This is a genomic window from Winogradskyella arenosi (genome assembly GCF_003337305.1).
GTDB lineage: Bacteria > Bacteroidota > Bacteroidia > Flavobacteriales > Flavobacteriaceae > Winogradskyella > Winogradskyella arenosi.
In genome coordinates this window covers 169054-189900 of the sequence record NZ_QPJO01000002.1, presented here as the reverse complement: position 1 = coordinate 189900, position 20847 = coordinate 169054, and the positions used below count along the sequence as shown (strand labels likewise).

Annotated in this window: 12 protein-coding genes; 6 read left to right on the top strand and 6 right to left on the bottom strand. The window is 35.1% G+C overall.

What is annotated here, in order from left to right:
* Nucleotides 1–52: 52 nt before the first annotated feature.
* The 6 genes from DFQ08_RS05580 to DFQ08_RS05555 form a co-directional block, all read right to left on the bottom strand.
* Nucleotides 53–1891 (bottom strand): arylsulfatase, encoded by a 1839-nt coding sequence (locus tag DFQ08_RS05580; protein WP_245935381.1) that lies wholly within the window; start codon nucleotides 1889–1891, stop codon nucleotides 53–55.
* 59 nt (nucleotides 1892–1950) lie between these two features.
* Nucleotides 1951–3399: a sulfatase family protein gene (locus tag DFQ08_RS05575; RefSeq protein WP_114308833.1), complete on the bottom strand. Its 1449-nt coding sequence runs from the start codon at nucleotides 3397–3399 to the stop codon at nucleotides 1951–1953.
* On the bottom strand, nucleotides 3365–4906 hold the full coding sequence (locus DFQ08_RS05570; RefSeq protein WP_114308832.1) for a sulfatase family protein: 1542 nt from the start codon (nucleotides 4904–4906) through the stop codon (nucleotides 3365–3367). Before DFQ08_RS05570 ends, DFQ08_RS05575 begins: the two co-directional genes overlap by 35 nt.
* A 4-nt stretch (nucleotides 4907–4910) precedes the next feature.
* A complete protein-coding gene (locus DFQ08_RS05565; RefSeq protein ID WP_114308831.1) occupies nucleotides 4911–6065 on the bottom strand; it encodes a putative glycoside hydrolase in 1155 nt (384 codons plus the stop codon).
* 10 nt (nucleotides 6066–6075) lie between these two features.
* A complete protein-coding gene (locus tag DFQ08_RS05560; RefSeq protein ID WP_220235576.1) occupies nucleotides 6076–7872 on the bottom strand; it encodes an alpha-L-fucosidase in 1797 nt (598 codons plus the stop codon).
* A gap of 117 nt (nucleotides 7873–7989) precedes the next feature.
* On the bottom strand, nucleotides 7990–11112 hold the full coding sequence (locus tag DFQ08_RS05555; RefSeq protein WP_114308830.1) for a TonB-dependent receptor: 3123 nt from the start codon (nucleotides 11110–11112) through the stop codon (nucleotides 7990–7992).
* A gap of 215 nt (nucleotides 11113–11327) precedes the next feature.
* Here DFQ08_RS05555 and DFQ08_RS05550 point away from each other — a divergent pair, with 215 nt between their 5' ends.
* From DFQ08_RS05550 to DFQ08_RS05525, 6 genes are all read left to right on the top strand, one after another.
* On the top strand, nucleotides 11328–12851 hold the full coding sequence (locus DFQ08_RS05550) for an alpha-L-fucosidase (protein ID WP_114308829.1): 1524 nt from the start codon (nucleotides 11328–11330) through the stop codon (nucleotides 12849–12851).
* 23 nt (nucleotides 12852–12874) lie between these two features.
* The gene (locus DFQ08_RS05545; RefSeq protein ID WP_114308828.1) at nucleotides 12875–14062 is read left to right on the top strand and encodes a putative glycoside hydrolase; all 1188 of its coding nucleotides are present in this window, start codon (nucleotides 12875–12877) and stop codon (nucleotides 14060–14062) included.
* A 28-nt stretch (nucleotides 14063–14090) separates the two neighbouring features.
* Complete coding sequence (locus DFQ08_RS05540; protein WP_114308827.1) at nucleotides 14091–15950, top strand: sulfatase; 1860 nt, start codon at nucleotides 14091–14093, stop codon at nucleotides 15948–15950.
* Between the two features lie 30 nt (nucleotides 15951–15980).
* Nucleotides 15981–17864, top strand: a complete 1884-nt coding sequence (locus DFQ08_RS05535; RefSeq protein ID WP_114308826.1) for a sulfatase — start codon at nucleotides 15981–15983, stop codon at nucleotides 17862–17864.
* Nucleotides 17865–18055: 191 nt separating this feature from the next.
* Nucleotides 18056–19234, top strand: coding sequence for a DUF6786 family protein (locus DFQ08_RS05530; protein WP_114308825.1), 1179 nt, complete (start codon nucleotides 18056–18058; stop codon nucleotides 19232–19234).
* Nucleotides 19231–20841, top strand: coding sequence for a sulfatase family protein (locus DFQ08_RS05525; RefSeq protein WP_114308824.1), 1611 nt, complete (start codon nucleotides 19231–19233; stop codon nucleotides 20839–20841). Before DFQ08_RS05530 ends, DFQ08_RS05525 begins: the two co-directional genes overlap by 4 nt.
* The last annotated feature ends 6 nt before the right edge of the window (nucleotides 20842–20847 follow it).

The following is a 20847-nucleotide window of genomic DNA, read 5'->3' as shown; positions in this document are numbered from 1 at the left end:
TATTTTATAAAGTGATGTGTAACACCACCTATGTTTGTTATATAATCCGGGACTAATCTATTAAAGAAAAGTCTTTAGAGACTCTAGTGACTCTCATATAAAAAGCTCCCCAATCTTCATCTTCATCGGTTGTAAACCATGCACTCATATCGGTTTCTCCTTTGGTAAAGTTCCCCGTAAAACTAATCACTTTAGCGTCTTTAGTTATAGCTTTTGTTTGCTCCCAAGCGCCGATTTTTACACCACCAGATTTAAAATTCATGGTTCTTCCTGCTGCAATAGCTTCGGTAGAAATGGTACCTTCCTTACCTTCAACAGCGGCATTAATAGCTAAACCAGCTTCAAAAGGCCATCTGCTTAATTCAATGGTGTAGGTTCCCGATTGCTCAAAGGCTACGGTAAACTCACCTCCTATTGGGTTCTTTTGTGCTTCTCTGATATAATTTTGATTCCATGGAATTTTAGAATCGTGCACATGCGTATCATGACAGGTTAATTCAATAGGATTCTGCTGATCTGACCCTAAAACGATAATTGGAAACTGGTTAAATTCTGTTGAAACAGAGCTCCACCATTCGTTATAATATCCACGCATTTGCTCCACTTTCTCTGGGAATTGTGCAGCTAAGTCATGCTCTTGCCCTGGATCTTTAGACACATCATATAATTCTTTCCCATTAACCAATCGCATTTTATCTGACATCACGGCACTTTTTCTCCATTTTATAGGACTCTGCACACGTTGCGAATCTGTAATAAGATAATCTCTACCAATACTATCTTTTTCTCCTAAAAGAAGTGCTGAAATATCTGAACCATCAATTTCCTTTTGACGCTCTGGCAATTCTAAATCACATAAAGTGGCTAAGGTTGGTAAAATATCTAAATGTGCCGTAAGCGCCTTAACATCTCTTCCGCCTTCAATATTTTTCTCGGGATACTTAATAAAGAATGGTACTCGGTGTCCACCTTCATATTCACTATTTTTTGTGCCTTTCATTCCTGCATTATAACCGTAAAGCTGCCCTTTAACTTTCTTATACCCTGAAGCCGTTCCGTTATCGGTCATAAAAATAACAATGGTATTATCTGCTATTTTTAAGTCTTCTAATTTCTTTTGAAGTTTCGCAAAATTATCGTCTACGTTAGTAATCATTCCGTAGAAGATTTTTTGAAACTCCGGAATATCTAAATCTTTGTATTGCTTATAATAGTCTTCAGGAACATTATAAGGTAAGTGTGGTGCATTTGTAGAGATGTAGGTAAAAAACGGTTGGTCTTTATGTGTTTCAATATAATCTATAGCCTCATCAAACCAGACATCAGTACAGTAACCTTTGTACTTTGTAGGCACGCCATTTTTAAAATAAGTATCATCAAAATAATCATTATCCCAATAATCTGGTGTTTGGCCAACACCACCTCCACCATGTGTAACGGTGTATTCAAAGCCTTTATCTTGTGGTCTAGAAGGATAAGTATCTCCCAAATGCCATTTACCAAACATTGCTGTTTCATAGCCATTTTCTTGAAATACCTCAGCCATGGTCACCTCATCTTCTCTTAATAGAGATACACCACCTATAGTATGCCAAACGCCAACTCTATTGGCATATCTTCCGGTCATTAAACCTGATCTTGAAGGTGCACAAGTAGGACCAACATGAAAATCGGTTAACCTAACGGATTCGTCATGAAACTCATCTAATGCTGGTGTTTTTACCAAGGTATTACCATGAGCACCAAGATCTCCATAACCTTGATCATCGGTTATAATTACAATGACGTTAGGCTGTTTCGATTTTTTCTTAGTCACTGTTTTTGTTGATTGAGAGGTACATGAAAATGCAAATCCCATAAGCGCCATTAATACTATTATTTTTTTGTTCATTTCAATACTATTTTTTGAAAGTCTATGGTGTTATTAAATTATTTTTAAGCGTTATTTAGTTATTCCGGAAGTTCTTTTTTCCAATCGTACCAAAGTTGTTTAAGTGTATCAACACGTTGTGGATTCGCTTTAGTAACATTATTGTTTTCCTTTGGGTCTTCAGAAATATGATAGAGTTCTTCTCTTTTTATTTGGTCATTAAACAATAGTTTCCAATCGCCTTTTCTAACGGCACCTTGTGCCCAATGATTGGTGTTTTCTCTAGGAAAACGCCATTCCCAAAATAAGGGTTTTGTTCTTGTAAAACTATTGTTTTCTAAAATTGAACTTATATTTTCTCCATCAATTGGATAATCGTTTGGTAATTCACTTTGCGCTAAACTGGCAAAGGTTGGTAATAAATCTACAGTGGAAAGCACACTAGTAGAATCTACCTTATTTTCTTCAACATGATTTTTCCATTTTACAATAAAAGGCACCACCACCCCCCCTTGAAAGATATCTACTTTCCGTCCTTTTAAACCTGCTGTAGAACCCGCTTTTTTAGAAGGTCCCCATCCTGCAGGACCATTATCACTAGAAAACACAATTAAGGTGTTGTCATCTAATCCCATTTCTGAGATGGAATCTAATAAACGTCCTATATGATAATCGGCATCTTTTAAAACCGCATAATAGGTTTCTTTGCTTGGCGACAAGCCTTTAAACGGTTCGCGCTGTGCCTCGGAAGGCCATAAAGGTGTATGTGGATCTTTTAACCAAAGGTTTACAAACATTGGTTGTTTGCCTTTATTTCTTTTGATAAAGTCGATAGTTTCGTCTACAGCAATTTTACTAGAACTCTGCACCCATAGCGTATCGGTATCCATAAATCTTGTGGTTGGCCATTTTTGATCGCCTTTCCAAGTTGGACCATTTCCGTTCCAAACCCTAGCCTCATCATAGCCATACACTTTCGGTTCTGGTGCTGAAGGATCGCCATGAGGTTTACCGCCACCACCTAAATGCCATTTCCCAAAATGTGCCGTTGTATAACCTGCTTTTTGCATGATTTTAGGCAAATAAACAGGCAAGGAATCGGTTAAATAATTGGGCATATTACGTTTGGCATTGACTTCATTTCCCGCAAAATGTCCGTGCACACGGTGTCTTGCTGGAAAATGACCAGTTAAAACCGAAGCTCTGCTTGGCGAACATACACCACTAGTCACATGAAACTGTGTATATCGCGTGCCTTCTGAAGCCATTTTATCTAGATTAGGGGTCACCACTTCTGAATTTCCATACACGCCTAAATCTCCATAACCCCAATCATCTGCAAAAATGAAAATAATGTTTGGCCTTAAATCTTCTGTTTTAGCTACAGCTCCATTATCAGCTACAGTTTTCGTCTTAGTCTCATTATAAGAATAAATTGCAATAGCAACCCATAAAAGTGTAATATGTTTTAAATAACGCATTCTCATTTCGGTATTAATTTTCAAAGGTTTCTTTTTTCTGTTCGTCATGCAATGCTGCTGATAATTCCCTCACTTTTTCTGGAAACTGGTTTGCTAGATTGGTATTTTGCCCAATATCGTCTTTAAGATTGAAGAGCTGAACAGTATCCGTAGCGGTATTAAAACGCTGCCCTTCTTCAAACCATTTTGGTATTCTGGTGTGATATCCATCTTTATTATTAATATACAACCAATCGCCCTTTCGTATTGCATATTTAGACGTCCAGGTATTGTGAACAATAGTTTCTCTTACGGGTTCATCTGTATTAGTTAACCATACGTTAGAAAAATTAAAACTATCATGCTGAAATCCTTTTGGTAAATCGCTATTGGTAATAGACGCTAACGTATGTAAAAGGTCTATTTGACTGAACAATTGATTGCTCTTTGTTCCTGGTTTAATTTGGTTTGGCCATTTTACGATAAAAGGCACGTGATGTCCGCCTTCATAAACATCTCTTTTAACACCTCTAAATGGATGAGAACTATCGTGATTATAATTTTTAAAACGGTCATAAGCATAACGTTCTGTCCCATTATCTGAAGTAAAAATAACAATGGTATTGTCATCGGCATTAATTGCTTTTAAAGCCTCTAAAATTTGCCCAACAGCATCGTCGGTTTGGTACACAAAATCGCCATAAGGTCCTGCATTGCTTTTTCCTCTAAACTCTTTATTGGGGATTATTGGGGCATGAGGCGAAGGAAATGCCATATACAAGAAGAAAGGTTCTTTCGCTTTTTCTTGATTTTTTATAAAAGTTACTGCTTTACGAGTTACGGTAGGCAACACTTTATAAAAATCCCAATTTTCAATAGCCGGTCCTGGTCGTAATTCCCAGTTCCCTTCTAATGCAAAATCTTCTTTAGGATGTTGTAACGTTATGGTTGGTATTTCTTTTACTTTGTCATTTTCTATCCAAGTATAAGGTGGAAAGTTAATGGTACCATCACCAAAATAAGAATCAAATCCAATAGATAAAGGACCATTAGGTATTGTTTTTTTCCAATCATAAGCTAATGCTGGCCAAATTTCAATTTCTTTTTTGCCGTGTTTCGCTTTTACTTTTTGAGTAACCTCCTTTTTTCTAATTGCTTCCCAGTTCCACCCTAAATGCCATTTCCCAATAGCTGCTGTATGGTAACCGTTATTATTAAGAATACGAGGTAAGGTTACCTGATTTTCTTTAAATACAGATTCGCCCATAGCATGTACGATATCATTAAAATCTCTCCAATGATAGCGACCAGATAGCAAGGCATAACGACTCGGCGTGCAAACTCCTGAAGAACTATGCGCATCCGTCATTAAAAGGCCTTCTTTGGCTAATTGATTTAAATGAGGTGTGGGTATTTTAGATTGTGGATTTTGAATTTCTAAATCACCAAAACCCATATCATCTGCATAAAATAGGATGATGTTGGGTTTATTGACTTGGGGTGTTGGTTTTGTTTGTTCTTGACAAGCGGTTAAGCACACCAACATTATCAAATAAAAGTAGGCGCTTATTTTCATGATTTTAGTTTTGTGTTTTCCAATCTATCGTTGCTTTTTTGTTTTCTAAATCGACCCAAATATTAGCATGTTCATAGTTTCGGGTTAAAATCCAACCGTCTACTTGCATCTCGTTTAATGGTTTACCTAAGGGTTTATCAAATTCCGGATACCATAAGAGTGAGCCCATACCTAAACGATACCCCCAATTGTAACTAATATATGAATGTTTTTGTGCTCCGGCTAAAAAAGAAGCTAAGGCAAAGTTTAAGTGCTCTTTGGCTATTTCGGCTTTTTCTTTTTCAGATTTAGCCATAAAAGCTTTGTTTACCCAAGCATTCTCTGGCCAAGTCTTAAACACTACAATTTTACCACTTTTACCAGCTTTTTCCATTTCTTGGATATCTTTGAGCATACTTTCTTTTGTTTTACTATTAAAATATCCGAAATGTTCAATCATTATGGCATCTGTAAACTCTGGAAAGTCATTTTCGCTATTTCTTATTGGTGTGGAACGAATGCCGTTATAAACGATTAATTTGTCATCACCAATTTTAGCTCTAGTTTCTTTAATTAGGTCTTTTAAACCTTGTTGTATGGCATCAAACTTTTCAGCTCCCCATAATTGTTTATTTCTTGGATTGGTAACTTGGACCAAGGCATCAAAGAAAACACCATCTATGTTTTCATTATTTAAATTGTCTTTAGCGACATTAGACCACCAATCTCTGAGTTCTGGATTAGATAAATCATAGCGCTTTAATTTACCATCTTTTAAATCTAATTCTCCTGTTTTTGTTTTTAGCCACCAGTCTGATTTTGTTTGGTAATCTTCATGTGCTTTATACATATTGTAATCTAAAAACGCATTCCAATAGAATACCACTTTCATATCTGGGTTTAAATCCTTTAAGACTTTAGCATCTAAAGCAATTGCTTCTTCCGAGTACTTGTATTTGGGATAACCATGAGCCTTTTCTAAAACAGTAAAATTTGAACGAGCTGCTATAAATTCGGCTTCAGACTTGGTAAGCAAATCTCCTTTTTTCCCAAAGTGAAACGCAACAGGAACCTTGTCCCAATTAAATTTTGGATAATGCTTATCATTTTGTGAAAAGGCAGTATATACCGTAAAAAGAGCTATTAAAAATGAACTTTTATGTAGAGCAGCTAACTTCATGATAATCTGGCTATTTTATAGGTGAAATTTTAATAGATTTTAAGCTCGATGTTTGCGCATCTCCTTCAACTAAAGACGTTTTTATAGTATGATTACCCGCAGTTTTAAATTCTAAAATTCCCATTCTGCGGTACGCGTACTTATCTGTTGCAGCTTGTTGGTTTTGTACTTTAACGCCTTGATCTGTTGTGGTTTTCCAGACTAAACGTCCTTCACCTTTATATTCTAAATCTAAATAATAGTAACCTGGTTCTTGAACGTTTACTTCCCAGCAAACTGTACCATCTTCTTCCCAATTACTAACTTGGTTGGCATGTTTCCATTCCCCAAATTTCTCCATCCATCGTACATTTTTTTGTTCTGCACCTTCAACCTCACCAAATTCCGTTAGTAATCTTGTAGGCACATTCGGGTAGATTCCGAAATGCGATTCTACTACAGCTTCTGCATCTTCAAGTTCTACTTCAATTACAGAAATCAATTCTTCAGGTGCTTTATAAGGCACGTCGATAACTAACCAATCCTTATCTTTAGAATATTTAAGTGAACTCTTTTTGTCACCATTTAAAACGGATATTTTTTTGACTTTAGATTTTAATCCAGGTAAGTATAATTTACCATTAGTTGGCCATTCGCTTACAGATAAATAAAGGGATTTATCATTAGTAGTAACATCTCCCCAAGGTAATGCATAGCCCCAAGGTGAATTACCTGCAGCGTAAACAACTTGTGGGTATTTTTGAATCCAACGACCAGACTCTTGTAAAAATTCTATACCAATACTCGGTATTGCGCCATTACTATCTGGACCTACATTAAATAAATACGTACCACCTCTTGCTACAGTTTCAATAACACGACCTAAAATCTTTTTAGGACTTTTAAAGTTATTATCATACCATGCATATGACCAAGAATCGTTGTTGGTATCACAAGTTTCCCATAGCCCTTCTACATTTCGGGTAGGCACTTCCATATCTCCAATGCTCGCATAATCACCCATACCATATCCTACGCGACTACACATCATAGCATTGGGTTGTAACTCTCTTACCATATCGGCTAATTCTACCACGTATTCTTTTGGCATATCGCCAGGTGTGTCAAACCATACGAAATCGATGTCACCATAATTAGTACATATTTCTTTTACTTGAGGTTTACATTTATTGTAGAAATAATCTTTAAAGTCCATCTTATTTCCATTCTTGTCATATTCAGGACCTCTAGTACCTCCTGGCGCCGTCCAGTCTTGATTATGAGAATAATAAAATCCGAATCCAAGTCCTAATTCTTTACACGCTGCAGATAACTCGTGCATGGGATCTCTACCAAATGGTGTAGCATCTACGATATTAAAATCACTAGCTTCAGAATCGAACATCGCAAACCCTTCGTGATGCTTACTGGTAATAATAATATATTTCATACCAGCGTCTTTTGCCAATTGTGCAATCTGCTTAGCATCAAATTCTATTGGATTAAATGTTTTTGCAGTTTCCATATATTTCTCAGGAGCAATATTAGCAACACGTTTGCTCATTAACCATTCCCCAATACCGTAATACGTCTTATCTTCCCAAACTCCACCTAAATTTGAAAATAAACCCCAATGGATAAACATGCCGTAGTTGCCTTCGTCAAACAACTTCGCCTTTCCACTTTTTAAAGCATCACCAGAAACCGTTGTTTCTCCCCACATTTCTTCCATTCCTTTTTTGTCTTTCTCTTTTTCTTGAGAATGGATATAGGTAACGCTAATAAGCATTAAAAAAACGGTAACTATTAAATATCTATTATTAAACATATGCGTATTATTTTTTTTGATTTGTAGCTAGCAATTATTTTTCACAATGTAAAGTGTTAGAGAAACTACCTACATTTTTATAAATTTTCAATTAACATGAAATACAATTCTATAGAATTATAATCTATATCTTAAACCAATTTTCCAGGTTGGAGTTCTACGGTAATACGAAGTAAGGTTTTGAGGATCATCATCTATATACCTGCGAGTATCTTCACCTGTAAGGTTACTTACTCCTGCACTAACTTGTAATCCCTTTAATATATTATACTTTAAATTAACACCTAATAAAGTGGTTCCTTCGGTGTAATGTGTTTCGTCAGCACGTGTAGATCCGATACCTCCAAGATTACTTAGGTAATTACTCCGGTAAGCAGCAGTAAATCTAAAAGAGAAACCGTATTTTTCATAGTACATTACCGTATTTAGGTTATGTTTGGAAGTTCCTGGAAAGCCATTAGTAGCATCTCCGACAGCACCATCAAAATTACTTTCTACAAAAGAGTAATTCGCACGTAAACCAAATCCACTTGCAAAACCAGGTAAAAATGTAAAGTGTTGATTAAATCCTATTTCAAAACCAAAGAGTTTCGCATTTGTAATATTAATAGGTTTTGAAATATCAAACAGCAAATCTTCTTGACCTTCTGGCAGTGCAACCCCTAACTCTTCTATTCCTGGGTAAGCTTGATCATTTAATGTTTGCCCTCCTATATAATTCTTGATATCTTTAAAAAAAACACTACCAACAATAGCCCCTCCATTATTACTATACCATTCAAATGTGGTATCATACATCCATGCACTGTAGGGTTTTAATTCTGGATTTCCAGAAGTTATAGTTCCTCTGAGTAAACTTTCTCCTAAATTTGGCTCGTAATCTGGTGAATTAGGATTAAATATTTCAGACTCTGGATTTAAATATACCACTTCATTACTTGGTATAATATCTATAAATCTTGGTCTTGATACCCCTTTAGCAGCACTTATACGCCAATTAAAATTTCTTCTTATTTTAAAATTGGCATTAAAGCTAGGTAATACATCCCATCTAGAGTTTTCTACCTCATGGTACAAAGCATCATTTACTACTTCTACAGTTTGAGCTATAGGATCAAATTGTTGGACTCCAGTAAATCCTCTAGATTCATTTATTGTATTTATAGCTCTGACCCCAAAATTTAATATAACTGGAATATCAAATACCTCTGTTATAGCATCAGCTTGTGCATAGGTAGAATAACTTCTTTCGATAGCTCCATAAGAATTAGGTGAATTAAATTGTAAATCTCCTTCTTCTGAATTTAATTCATCTATAGGTTTATCAAAATCAAAAATACTTCCACCATCCAGATCATTAAATCCTGGTGTTAAATCTAGTACTGCATTCCCAGGAATATTTATCCATTGATTTAAACCTGTCTCTCCATATAAAAAATCTCCATCGGTAAGATTATTATCTCCAGATATTAAATTTGTAAATTGAAGTTGTTGTTCATCTGTATAATCACCGTATATTTCATCTGTATTTAATTGAGCCTCTCTAGCCTCAAAATCCGTTATTGCTGCTCTTGCTCCTAAAGATAATTTAACATTTTGATTTAACTCATACTCTGCATCTAATCTAGAGGCATAATTATAGCCCTTTGTTCTAATATGTCTCTTCGCTGCACTTATCAAATTTATTAGTGAAGTATCAAAAATTTCATCAGGAACTCCATACAATGGAACATTACCTCTTAAATCTATACTAAAGATACTATTATCATAATCTCTGCCGTCTAATCTTGCTGTTATTTGCGTTAGGTCTTGAAAATAATCCAAATCTGAATATGACAAATCGAAACTTAATTTTAATTTTTCAGATTGCTTATATGCAGTATTCAATCCAATAATATTATTTGTGGTATTATTTGTATAAAACTGATTTTTATTTTGAATATTTACTCGAGACAAATTCGCTCCTGCCGCATTTATAAATGCTAAATTATTTCCATTAAAACCAATGCTCTCTGGCGTAAAAAAATTATTAACACCAAGCAATCCATTATTACCTCCAGAAGCCATTGTGAATTGAAATTGTTGTCTATCGGAAAAATTTTTTAAACTAGTAAAAGTATAATCTAATAAAAACTCTAATTTCTCATCGGGCTTGTACTGAATTGCTGCAGATAAAGCTAGTTGCTCTCTATCGTCTTTTCTAATAGCATTGTTTATTGTAGCTGGAACAAGGATACCTTGGTATACAATCTCTCCATCTTCAAAAGCACCATTACTATTTGTATCCTCATAAAAATCTACATTTCTGTACCCTCTCATACCAGCTTCTTCCCGTAACCTAAAATCGTCTGTGTAAACTGTAGAAACCGCAACTCCTAATTTTTCATTTACTTTACCTCCAAAAACACCAGATAACCTAGTATCAAAATCAATATCTTCAAATTCAGCTTCACTATCACCTCTAACATTCACACTAGCAAAATAATTTTTTCCTCTTTTATATTTTGTATCTAATGGCCTTAAAGTTTGAAAATCCACAGTTCCACCAATCGCTGTGGATAGCTCTTTAGCTTGAGTTGATTTTTGAATTCTAGCTCCATTAATAATTTCAGTGGGTATAACATTTAAATTAAATTTCCGAAAATCAGATTTCCCTTCATTTCCTGCAGAAATTGGAGTACGGCCATTCATAGTAATCTTTACAAACTGAGGGCCAATACCTCTTATAGATACTCTATCTCCAGAAACACCATCATCATTTCGCTCTATTTGCACACCAGCAACTCTTTGTAAGGCATCCGTAACATTACTATCTGAAAAACTACCAATATCTTCAGGAGTAATAGCTTCAATAACCGTAGCTGCCTCTCGTTTTTCCCTTACAGCATTCAATTGCGAACTTCGAATACCTACAGTAAGAACAACTTCATCTAAAGCCTCAGAATCTTCTTTCATTATCACGTTAATTACTTCTTTTCCTTTAGTGGAAAATTCTACGGTCTTAAATCCCAAATAATGAAATACAAGTATCGCATCAGGATTCTTTAATTGTATGGAATATTCTCCATCCATATCATTCATTATTCCATTGGTAGTACCTTTTTCTATAATACTAACACCCAGAAGCGGTACATTATTAATGTCTGTAACTATTCCTGTTACCGTCTGATTTTGTGCAAAACCTAAAAAGCACTGAATTAACAATAGAAATAGTAAAACCTTTGAATTATTTTTTTTCATGACGTATTGAGTTAGTTCGTATGACCACAAATATGTATCAAATAAGACTATTTAGCTTGCTCTGTTCGTTTTTAAATTTTCTCTAATCAACCAACCCCTTATGCACTAAGCGTTCGAAGGTCATTTGAATTTTTACAGCAACAAAATGACAGAATAGAGAAGCCTTGCTAAATTACTAAACGGTTACTTTGTATATACCCGATAAATGGATTCATATGTCTATTAAAAAACTTACAACCCTCTTTTTTTTAACATTAAGCACTTCTTTTGTTTTTAGTCAAACGCAATCGACTAAAAATACAATTGACGCTAATTGGGAATCTATGGCTGAGCATTATGAGGTACCTGAATGGTTTAAAGATGGTAAAATAGGGGTTTGGATGCATTGGGGAATTCCTTCTGCAATAGACGAAAACAGAATAGAGGATGGTTCGCACTACGGGAGACGCATGTATGGTTCAGACGCCTATGATGCAAGAAACGAAGCAGACCGTATAAGAACTGAAAAATTAACAGAATGGCACACGAAACGGTATGGACATCCATCAGAATTTGGTTACGAAAAATTTATAGCCAATTTTAAAGCTGAAAATTTTGATGCTAATGCCATAGTAAAGTTTGTTAAAGATTGTGGTGCACGTTTTATTATGCCAGTCGCCACACATCATGATAATTTTGATATGTATGATTCCTTTTTTCCTTGGAATGCTGTAAAAATGGGGCCAAAAAAAGATATACTTAAGGAATGGAAGAATGCAGCCTACCAACACCATTTAAAATTTGGAGTATCCACACATTTATATTGGTCACCACGTTTTTTTAGAACCGCCCGAAAATTTCAAAAAGAAGGCACTCCAGAATGGGAATTCTTCAATATGGATTACGATACTGCCGCATTTGCGAGTCAAGACAGTTGGAATCAACATTGGTACAAACGCTCTTGGGATTTAATTGAAAAATACGATCCAGACCTATTTAATAACGACTCACCATATCCTACTATAAAAACGGGTAAAGGATTGGGTGTAAAACTATTTTCCGACTATTTAAATAGAGATTTAAAAGAAAACAATGGCAAACAAACCACGGTTTTATCCTTTAAAAATGCCAAAGAAAATAAAGCGGCATTTACCTATAATTTAGAACGTGGTATGTTTGGCGAACAGCAAAAATACCCGTGGATTTGGGCAACCGATTTATCTGGAAGCTGGTTTTATAGAAAAAACTCATTTACTAAAATGTCCTTAGATGTGTTAATTGGTAACGCCATTGATGCCATAAGTAAAAACGGAATAGTAATGATTAATATAGCTTTAAAAGGCGATGGTACAATCCCTGACAATCAAAGGCAAATGCTCAGTGATTTTGGCACTTTTGTAAACATTAATAAAGAAGGTATTTACAACACTAGACCATGGAAAACTTTCGGCGAAGGACCATTAGAAATCGTAACCAAACGCGCAGGTGAGAATTTAAAACCGTTTTCTGAGAAAGACATTAGATTTACCAAAAAAGGAGATAATCTCTATGCGTTTGTTTTAGCACCACCAACAAAAGACATCCTAATAAAAGTATTGAAGACAAAAGGCCTTTTACAAAAAAGCATAAAAGACATACAGCTATTAGGTAGTGATAAAAAAATTAACTGGAAACAAAATAGCGATGGTTTAGCCATTAAGAATAATTTTAAAGCGATAACTAATCAATCTGCTATTTGTTTTAAAATAATAACAGAATAATAATTAAGTAAACAGACATATAGATGCATTTCAAAACGACATTACTAGTGCTTTTAATAGCCGTTTCCTTTAGTGCCTGTTCGGCTCAGAAGTTAGAAACAACCGCTAATGAGACACAAATACAGCCTGAGTTCTCATGGGATAAAATACCATTGTACATGCACTTACGTAAAGCAGACGCGTTTACAAAAAAAGAGGTGAACTACCTTTCAAAATTCCCATTAATAACCTTCGAAAAAACCACAGGAAGTAAAACGTTTGGTTCTACTGAAAAAGGTACCATCAACGCTGCTAAAGCTGTAAAAACCATCAATCCGAATGCTAAGATATTATACTATAAAAATGTGGTTATCAATTGGGGAAGTTACCAAGAAGACAAACAATTTTTAAACGAACATCCTGAAGCTTTATTAGTTAACGCAAAAGGCAAAAAAGCCTTAATGCCTAATGGTAAAACAGGTTTTTTTGACATTTCTCAAGATTTCGTTAGAACCTATTGGATTAACCATATCCAAAAGGTTATAGAAAGCCCATTTATTGATGGTGTATTTTTAGATGCTAATATAAAAGTACTCGCACCTGTATTTTTTAATAGTCGTGTTGGAAAAGAAAAACAGCAGGCTATTAAATCAGGTTATTTGTCTATGATGGCTGATTTAGATGCCGAAATAGGAAAAGACAATTTACTTATTGCAAATATTATTCGTGTGCGTCCGGAATTTGAAGACTCTGGGAGAGAATACTTAAAATTCTTTGACGGATCTTACATAGAAGGTTTTGAACATCAAAGTTTTGGCATGACTTATGAAGATTACCTTGCACAAGGCATAGAAGCCGTACAAAAATCTGCTAGAGAAGGAAAAATCATTGCAATGTCTTTAGGGATAGGCAAAGCTCTAAAAAATGCAGAAGCAGGTATTGATGATGTAAGAAAAAAAATTGATTTCAATGAAGATTTTACAGAACGTTTAGACTATCTATTAGCTATATTTTTAGTCTGCGCAGAAAAATACAGTTATGTCTACCCTCACGATGGTTACAATACAAAAACATCTACGGTTTGGCTAAAAACGTTTCCGCAATACGAAAAAAAACTCGGTGCACCAAAAGGCTATGCAAAACGTGAAGGTTACATTTATACACGATCATTTGAACATCTCGATGTTTGGCTCGATATCAAAAACAAAAAAGCCCAACTGAATTGGAAATAAATAAAAACTTAAATTTTACACCACTAAAATGAAATCACTATTAGCAATACTTACAATTTTATTATGTGTTTCTAACCCTACTTTTAGTCAGAATAAGAAAGACCTAATAAAACCCAATATTATTATATTTTATGCAGATGATTTAGGTTGGCAAGACATACAACTCAATGATTTAGACGAACCTTGTGCATGGGACACACCAAACATTACAGCGTTTGCTAAAGATGCTATAAATTTTACAAATGGTTATTCACCAGCACCTACTTGTGCGCCCTCTAGGTCTGCACTCTTAAGTGGATTACATCCGGCTAAAACAGGGATTACCAATGTTAATGGTGGAGGCATTCCTAAAGCTAATAAAGCCGATAAATATATTAACCCATACTATCCTTCGGGCTTAATGCCTGATAATTTTACTATCGCAGAAGCTTTAAAAATGAATGGCTACACCACAGGACATGTTGGTAAATGGCATGCAGGCTCTCTAGAAATCCAATCGTCTAAGAATCAAGGTTTCGATTTTGTACACGAGTCTAGAGGAGCACATCAAGGCCCTAAAGGACAGCATAATCGTACAAATAATTTTGCTACAAATTCAAAAAATGATCCTTACCGTTTAAGTGAAGAAAAATATTTCCCGTATACGGACGCTTCACCTAATGGCATTTCCTATCCAACAGATGCAGTAACAGAACATGCTTTAGAGTTTATTAAAAACAGTAAAGAAGAACCTTTTTTCTTGTATTTAGCACATTGGATGGTACACTACCCTATTCACACCAAAAACCGTGAATTATTACAATATTACTGTGATAAATTAGGAATGGAATTTCCAAAAGAAGACATTCCTATGACCGCAAAGGGACAAAACAATCCTTATTTTGGAGCTATGGTAACCACTTTAGATTGGAGTTTTGGTCGCGTTATAGATTTATTAAAGACCACCGACGACCCTAGAAATCCTGGTAAAAAATTATACGAAACAACCTATATCTTTTTTTCATCAGATAATGGAGGAGCAGAAAAACGAAAAACAGAAATAATGTCTGATAATGCACCATTAGATAAAGGAAAAAAATATACAGAAGAAGGTGGTATTAGAGTTCCGCTGCTTGTTTCTGGGCCTAATGTTTTAAAAAACACAACAAAAGATGTTTTAATTAATCAATTAGATTTTTACCCAACAATTTTAAATCTAACAAATAGTACAATTCCTTCTCAATTTGATTCAGAGTTAGATGGATTAGACATTTCAAATGTATTACTAACCGATAAAAAAGAGGTTAAAGATGAAAATGGACATGTGAGAACAGATTTGTGGTGGCATTACCCTTATGGCGACGACACTAAAAACCAGTCTGCAATAAGGTCTGGAGACTATAAATTATACAAAAACTTTAATTCAGGTAAATATGTTTTACACCGTTTGTATAAAAATGGTAAACGTAATGATTTAGAAGAAAAATACGATTTAGCCGAACAAGAACCTCAAATTGTAAACGATTTGGCCACTAAATTAGAAAAATATCTTAAAGATTACGACGCCAAACTACCCTATAAGAATCCTTTAAAATTTAAAAATGCAAATTCTATTCCTACTATAATAAGCGATTCTTTTGATGAAAAATCTCGTACTGTTTCAATAGCATTAGAAGCCGGAAAATCAAAAGTAATTGAAAGTTTTGCGCTTATAAAAATCTCAGATCAACCTAATGGAAAAGGAAAACGAAAAAAAATTAAATCTACCTATATCAAAGTCCCAGTAAAAGTAAGTAGTAATGCCTTAGAGTATTCCTTTACCATTCCACAAGAGGCCAAAGAGTATGGTTTTATCTTAATTGATGAAAATAGATTTATGGTAAAAAGTAAATTTCATACAATAAACTAATTAAATATATAGAATTAAACTCATCTAAAAATGAAAAATAACATAGCATTCTTCAACGCAATATTGCTTACTCTTTTTTGTGCGTTGTCCATTAACGGTCAAGAAAAAAACGAAATAATAAAACCAAACGTTATCATTTTTCATGTTGATGATTTAGGTTGGCAGGATACAGAAATAAACAATTTAGACGAACCTACACCGTGGGAAACCCCTAACATTGTTGCCCTTGCAAAAGACGGAATTAACTTTACAAATGGGTATTCTCCCGCTCCTACCTGTGCACCTTCTCGATGTGCATTGCTAACGGGCCAGCACCCAACTAAAACGGGAGTTACACATGTTGCTGGAGGTAAGCTTCCTACTGCATCAGGACGTTCAATTTACCTTCACCCATTTTTTCCTGAAGGATTAAGTCCAGAGCATTTTACTATAGCTGAAGCTTTAAAAATGAATGGTTATAAAACAGGACATGTAGGAAAATGGCATGCTGGCAGCCTTAAAGCACAAGCATCTACAAATCAAGGATTTGATTTCGCTCACGAATCTAGAGGCGCACATCAAGGCCCTAAACACCCAAACAATCGTTTAACCAATTTTGCGACACATAATAAAAACGATGCGTACCGTTTAAGCGAAGAAAAATACCCGCCTTTTACAAAAGATGCACCAAATGGCATTTCATATCCATATGATGATGTAACTGAAAATGCACTTAAGTTTATTAAAGACAGTAAAGAGGAACCTTTCTTTTTGTATTTAGCACACTGGTTGGTACATGCACCAATACACACTAAAAACAGAGAATTGCTACAATACTATTGCGATAAATTAGGCATACCATTTCCTGAAAAAAATATACCTATCACTACAGGTGGCCAAACCAATCCTTTTTACGGGTCTATGGTAACCACTTTAGACTGGAGTCTTGGTCGTGTAGTAGATCTATTGAAAACTACGGATGACCCTAGAAATCCTGGTAAAAAATTATACGAAACAACGTATATTTTCTTTTCCTCAGATAATGGAGCGGTAGAAAAGGCAAATGGAGATATTGTTACCGATAATTTTCCACTAGATGAAGGTAAAAAGTATGCTCAAGAAGGAGGTATTAGAGTGCCATTATTAATCTCAGGACCAAATATCCCAAAGGGTAAAACATTTGATGGTTTGGTTAATCAGCTAGACTTTTTCCCAACAATTTTAGACCTTACCAATAGTAAAATACCGAATCAATATAGCTCAGATTTAGATGGATTAAATATTGAAAATGTCTTACATCATAATGCAACGGTTATTAAAAACACCAAAGGCGAAGTAAGAGAAGATTTATGGTGGCATTTCCCACATAATAAAGATAACCAAATGCAATCTGCAATAAGACGTGGCGATTATAAATTGTATAAAAACCATGTGAAAGGAAATTATGAATTGTATCGTTTGTATAAAGATGGAGAGCGCGCTGACTTAGAAGAAAAATACGATATCGCAAAAAGCGCACCCGAAGTTGTTAAAGATTTATCTACAAGACTAGAAGCGTATTTAAAAGCTTATGATGCTAAGTTACCGTATAAGGAGCCTTCAAAATTTAAAAGCGATAAGAATGTTGCTGCTATTCCTGTGATTACTTCGAATACATTTAACGCAGCATCGCGTAAAGCAACAGTACAATTAGAACAAGGAAAATCTAAGGTGATTGAAAGCTATGCGCTTGTAAAAATTTCAGATCCTATTAAGAGAACAAACAAAGGCAAGAAGAAAAAAGTAAGGTCTACCTACTTAAAAGTCCCTGTAAACATTAGCAATAATGGTTTAGAATATAACTATGCCGTTCCGGAAGAGGCCGTAGAATACGGACTCATTTTAATTGATGAAAACCGTTTTATGGTAAAAAGTCAATTTCAAAAAGTTAAATAAAATAAGGATTGAAGAGGACAACGGGAATCATGAAAAATAGTGTTAAGCTGTGGCTTGTGCTTCCTGTTTTCTTTTATAATCAATATCCATAACAAGAGACAAACATCTAATTTATAAAGTATCAACGCAAAGCAGCCCAATAATTGAACGTTTTTCAATCTTACCAACTCATTCCAGCGACTACTAACACTATGAATAAAGCAAACCATTTTTCTAAAGATCTTAACTTTCTAAAAGCGCATACCAACATCATTGTGTTGCAAGAAGGCGAAAGTGCATTAGCCATTGCACCACAATTTCAAGGGCGTGTAATGACCAGTACAACCAGCGTATCAGAAGGTCCTAGTTTTGGTTGGATTAACAAAAAAGTTGTTGAAGCAGGTTTTTTATCCGAAGAAGAACGCAAAGGCCGTTTAGAAAATCAGATTTATGTGTTTGGTGGCGAAGAACGCTTTTGGTTAGGTCCTGAAGGCGGACAGTTTTCACTCTTTTTTAAGCCGGAAGACGATTTTGAATTCTCAAACTGGAAAACACCTGCTGTTATAGACACCGAAGCATTTACCTTAGTGTCGAAAACGAATAATACGGCAACATTTGAACACCAGTGCGAATTAGTAAACAAAAGCGGAGCCGTTTTTAAAATGAGAATTGGACGTTCCATTTCTATTTTGAATAAAGCGTCAATACAACAAATTATTAATAAAACATTTTCAGACAACATTGCATTTGTTGGCTATCAAACCAACAATAAAATTACAAATATTGGTAAAAAACCTTGGCTTCCAGACACAGGATTACCTTCTATTTGGCTATTAGGTATGTATAAACCTTCCCCAGAAACCACAATAGTAATTCCTTTTAAAGCTGGTGAAGATGATGATTTAGGACCAAAGGTAAACGACACTTATTTTGGTAAAGTTCCTGAAGCTTATTTAGAAGTCAATGAAGACGTGTTATACTTTAAAGGTGATGGTACCAAACGCAGTAAAATTGGGATCAACTCAAAACGTTCAAAAGGGATTGCCGGGAGTTATGATGCCGTAGGGAAAGTTTTAACCTTAGTGACGTATAATGCGCAAGATGCCTCTAACGGTTATGTTAATTCGGCTTGGGAATACCAAGATGAACCCTATGCAGGCGATGTTATAAATGCCTATAACGATGGCGCTCCAGAACCAGGCGTTGCACCTATGGGACCATTTTATGAATTGGAAACCTCATCCCCTGCCGCAGCCTTAAAACCGAATGAAACGATGGTTCATATTCAAACTACCATTCATTTACAAGGTGATGAAGACGAACTCAGCGCCATTACTGAAGCCACATTAGGTGTGCGTGTAGATGCTATTTTAAAATCGCTAGAAGGATGAAAAACAACAAACTATTTAAAGTTTTTTCGGTGAGTCTATCGCTTTTAGGTTTGCTCGTTCTGTTTTCTGGTTTTATCCCAAAGGACACTATAGAAAAACCCAAGATTAAACAACCAAACATCATCTACATTCTCGCTGATGATTTAGGCATTGGAGATTTAAGCATCTATAATGAAAACAGTAAAATACAAACACCGAATTTAGATCAAATGGCTAAAGAAGGCATGCGATTTACCGATGCGCATACCTCTTCTGCGGTATGTACACCAACACGCTACGGCATTTTAACCGGACGTTACAATTGGCGCACACCTTTAAAAGAATTTGTGACTTGGGGAAACTCACCTAGTTTAATTCAGAAAGGCAGATTAACAGTTGCACAAATGCTAAAAGATAAGGGTTATAAAACAGCAAATATTGGTAAATGGCATTTGGGTTTAAACTGGACCATGAAAAACAACAGCCCAGAGTTTGATCATTTTTCAGACAAATCCAATCGTTTAAATTTCAAGGAAATTGATTATAGCCAACCCTTAAAATTTGGTCCTTTAGATATGGGATTCGATTATTCGTTTATGATTGCAGCATCTTTAAATATGCCTCCTTATGTGTATTTAGAAAATGATAAGGCCACGATGCTACCAACGGATAAAACCGAAAGAAATAGAAAAATACATCCGTTTAGCAGTTGGATAAAAGGAGACATTGCAGACGATTTTAAACATGAAGACGTCCTACCAAACATTGTAAATAAATCGATTTCTTTCATAAAGGAGAATGCCAATAAAGACCAACCGTTTTTTATGTACATCCCCTTGCCTTCTCCTCACAATCCAGTATTACCAATTGCACCATGGAAAGGGCAAAGTGAAATCAAAAGTCCTTATGCCGATTTTGTAATCATGATTGATGATTTAATGGGCACTATTTTTGAAACGCTAAAAGCACAAGGCATCGATGAAAATACCATGGTGATGTTTGCAAGTGATAATGGTTTTGCAACTACCAACGATTTAAAAACCTTAAGACAAAAAAAACACAGTCCAAGTTACGTGTATAGCGGCTACAAAGGAAGTTATTTAGAAGGTGGTCATCGCGTTCCATTTTTAGTGAAATGGCCAGAGAAAATTAAACCAAATTCCATTTCTGATGCCACAATATGTACAACAGACTTTATCGCAACTTGTGCAGATATTATAGGTTATGATTTTAAGGATAATGAAGCTGAAGATAGTTTCAGCATAATGCCTTTATTAACCAATGAAGGCACCTATTTAAGAGATGCTACTATTCATCATGACAAGTATGGTGTTTTTGCTATTAGAAAAGGAGACTGGAAATTAATTGTATCTCCAAACTCAGGTATTATGGCGTCTGGAGAAACAAAAAAACACAAAGGTGTTTCAGCTGAAGAAATTCTATACAATTTAAAAAAGGACGTCAAAGAGAAGAATAACGTTGCCGATCAATTCCCGGAAAAGGTTAAAGAATTAAAAGAGATTCTAATTCAACAAATAAAGGACGGCAGAAGTACTCCTGGAAAAGTTCAAGAAAACGATGCTATATCTGGCGAATGGCCTCAAGCTAATTTTGCGTTTAAAGACTAATTTAAA

Coding starts and splice junctions, on each gene's coding strand:
- DFQ08_RS05545 (WP_114308828.1), top strand. CDS start 12,875: ATGCATTTCAAAACGACATTACTAGTGCTTTTAATAGCCGTTTCCTTT.
- DFQ08_RS05540 (WP_114308827.1), top strand. CDS start 14,091: ATGAAATCACTATTAGCAATACTTACAATTTTATTATGTGTTTCTAAC.
- DFQ08_RS05530 (WP_114308825.1), top strand. CDS start 18,056: ATGAATAAAGCAAACCATTTTTCTAAAGATCTTAACTTTCTAAAAGCG.
- DFQ08_RS05575 (WP_114308833.1), bottom strand. CDS start 3,399: ATGACGAACAGAAAAAAGAAACCTTTGAAAATTAATACCGAAATGAGA.
- DFQ08_RS05570 (WP_114308832.1), bottom strand. CDS start 4,906: ATGAAAATAAGCGCCTACTTTTATTTGATAATGTTGGTGTGCTTAACC.
- DFQ08_RS05525 (WP_114308824.1), top strand. CDS start 19,231: ATGAAAAACAACAAACTATTTAAAGTTTTTTCGGTGAGTCTATCGCTT.
- DFQ08_RS05560 (WP_220235576.1), bottom strand. CDS start 7,872: ATGTTTAATAATAGATATTTAATAGTTACCGTTTTTTTAATGCTTATT.
- DFQ08_RS05550 (WP_114308829.1), top strand. CDS start 11,328: ATGTCTATTAAAAAACTTACAACCCTCTTTTTTTTAACATTAAGCACT.
- DFQ08_RS05565 (WP_114308831.1), bottom strand. CDS start 6,065: ATGAAGTTAGCTGCTCTACATAAAAGTTCATTTTTAATAGCTCTTTTT.
- DFQ08_RS05535 (WP_114308826.1), top strand. CDS start 15,981: ATGAAAAATAACATAGCATTCTTCAACGCAATATTGCTTACTCTTTTT.
- DFQ08_RS05580 (WP_245935381.1), bottom strand. CDS start 1,891: ATGAACAAAAAAATAATAGTATTAATGGCGCTTATGGGATTTGCATTT.
- DFQ08_RS05555 (WP_114308830.1), bottom strand. CDS start 11,112: ATGAAAAAAAATAATTCAAAGGTTTTACTATTTCTATTGTTAATTCAG.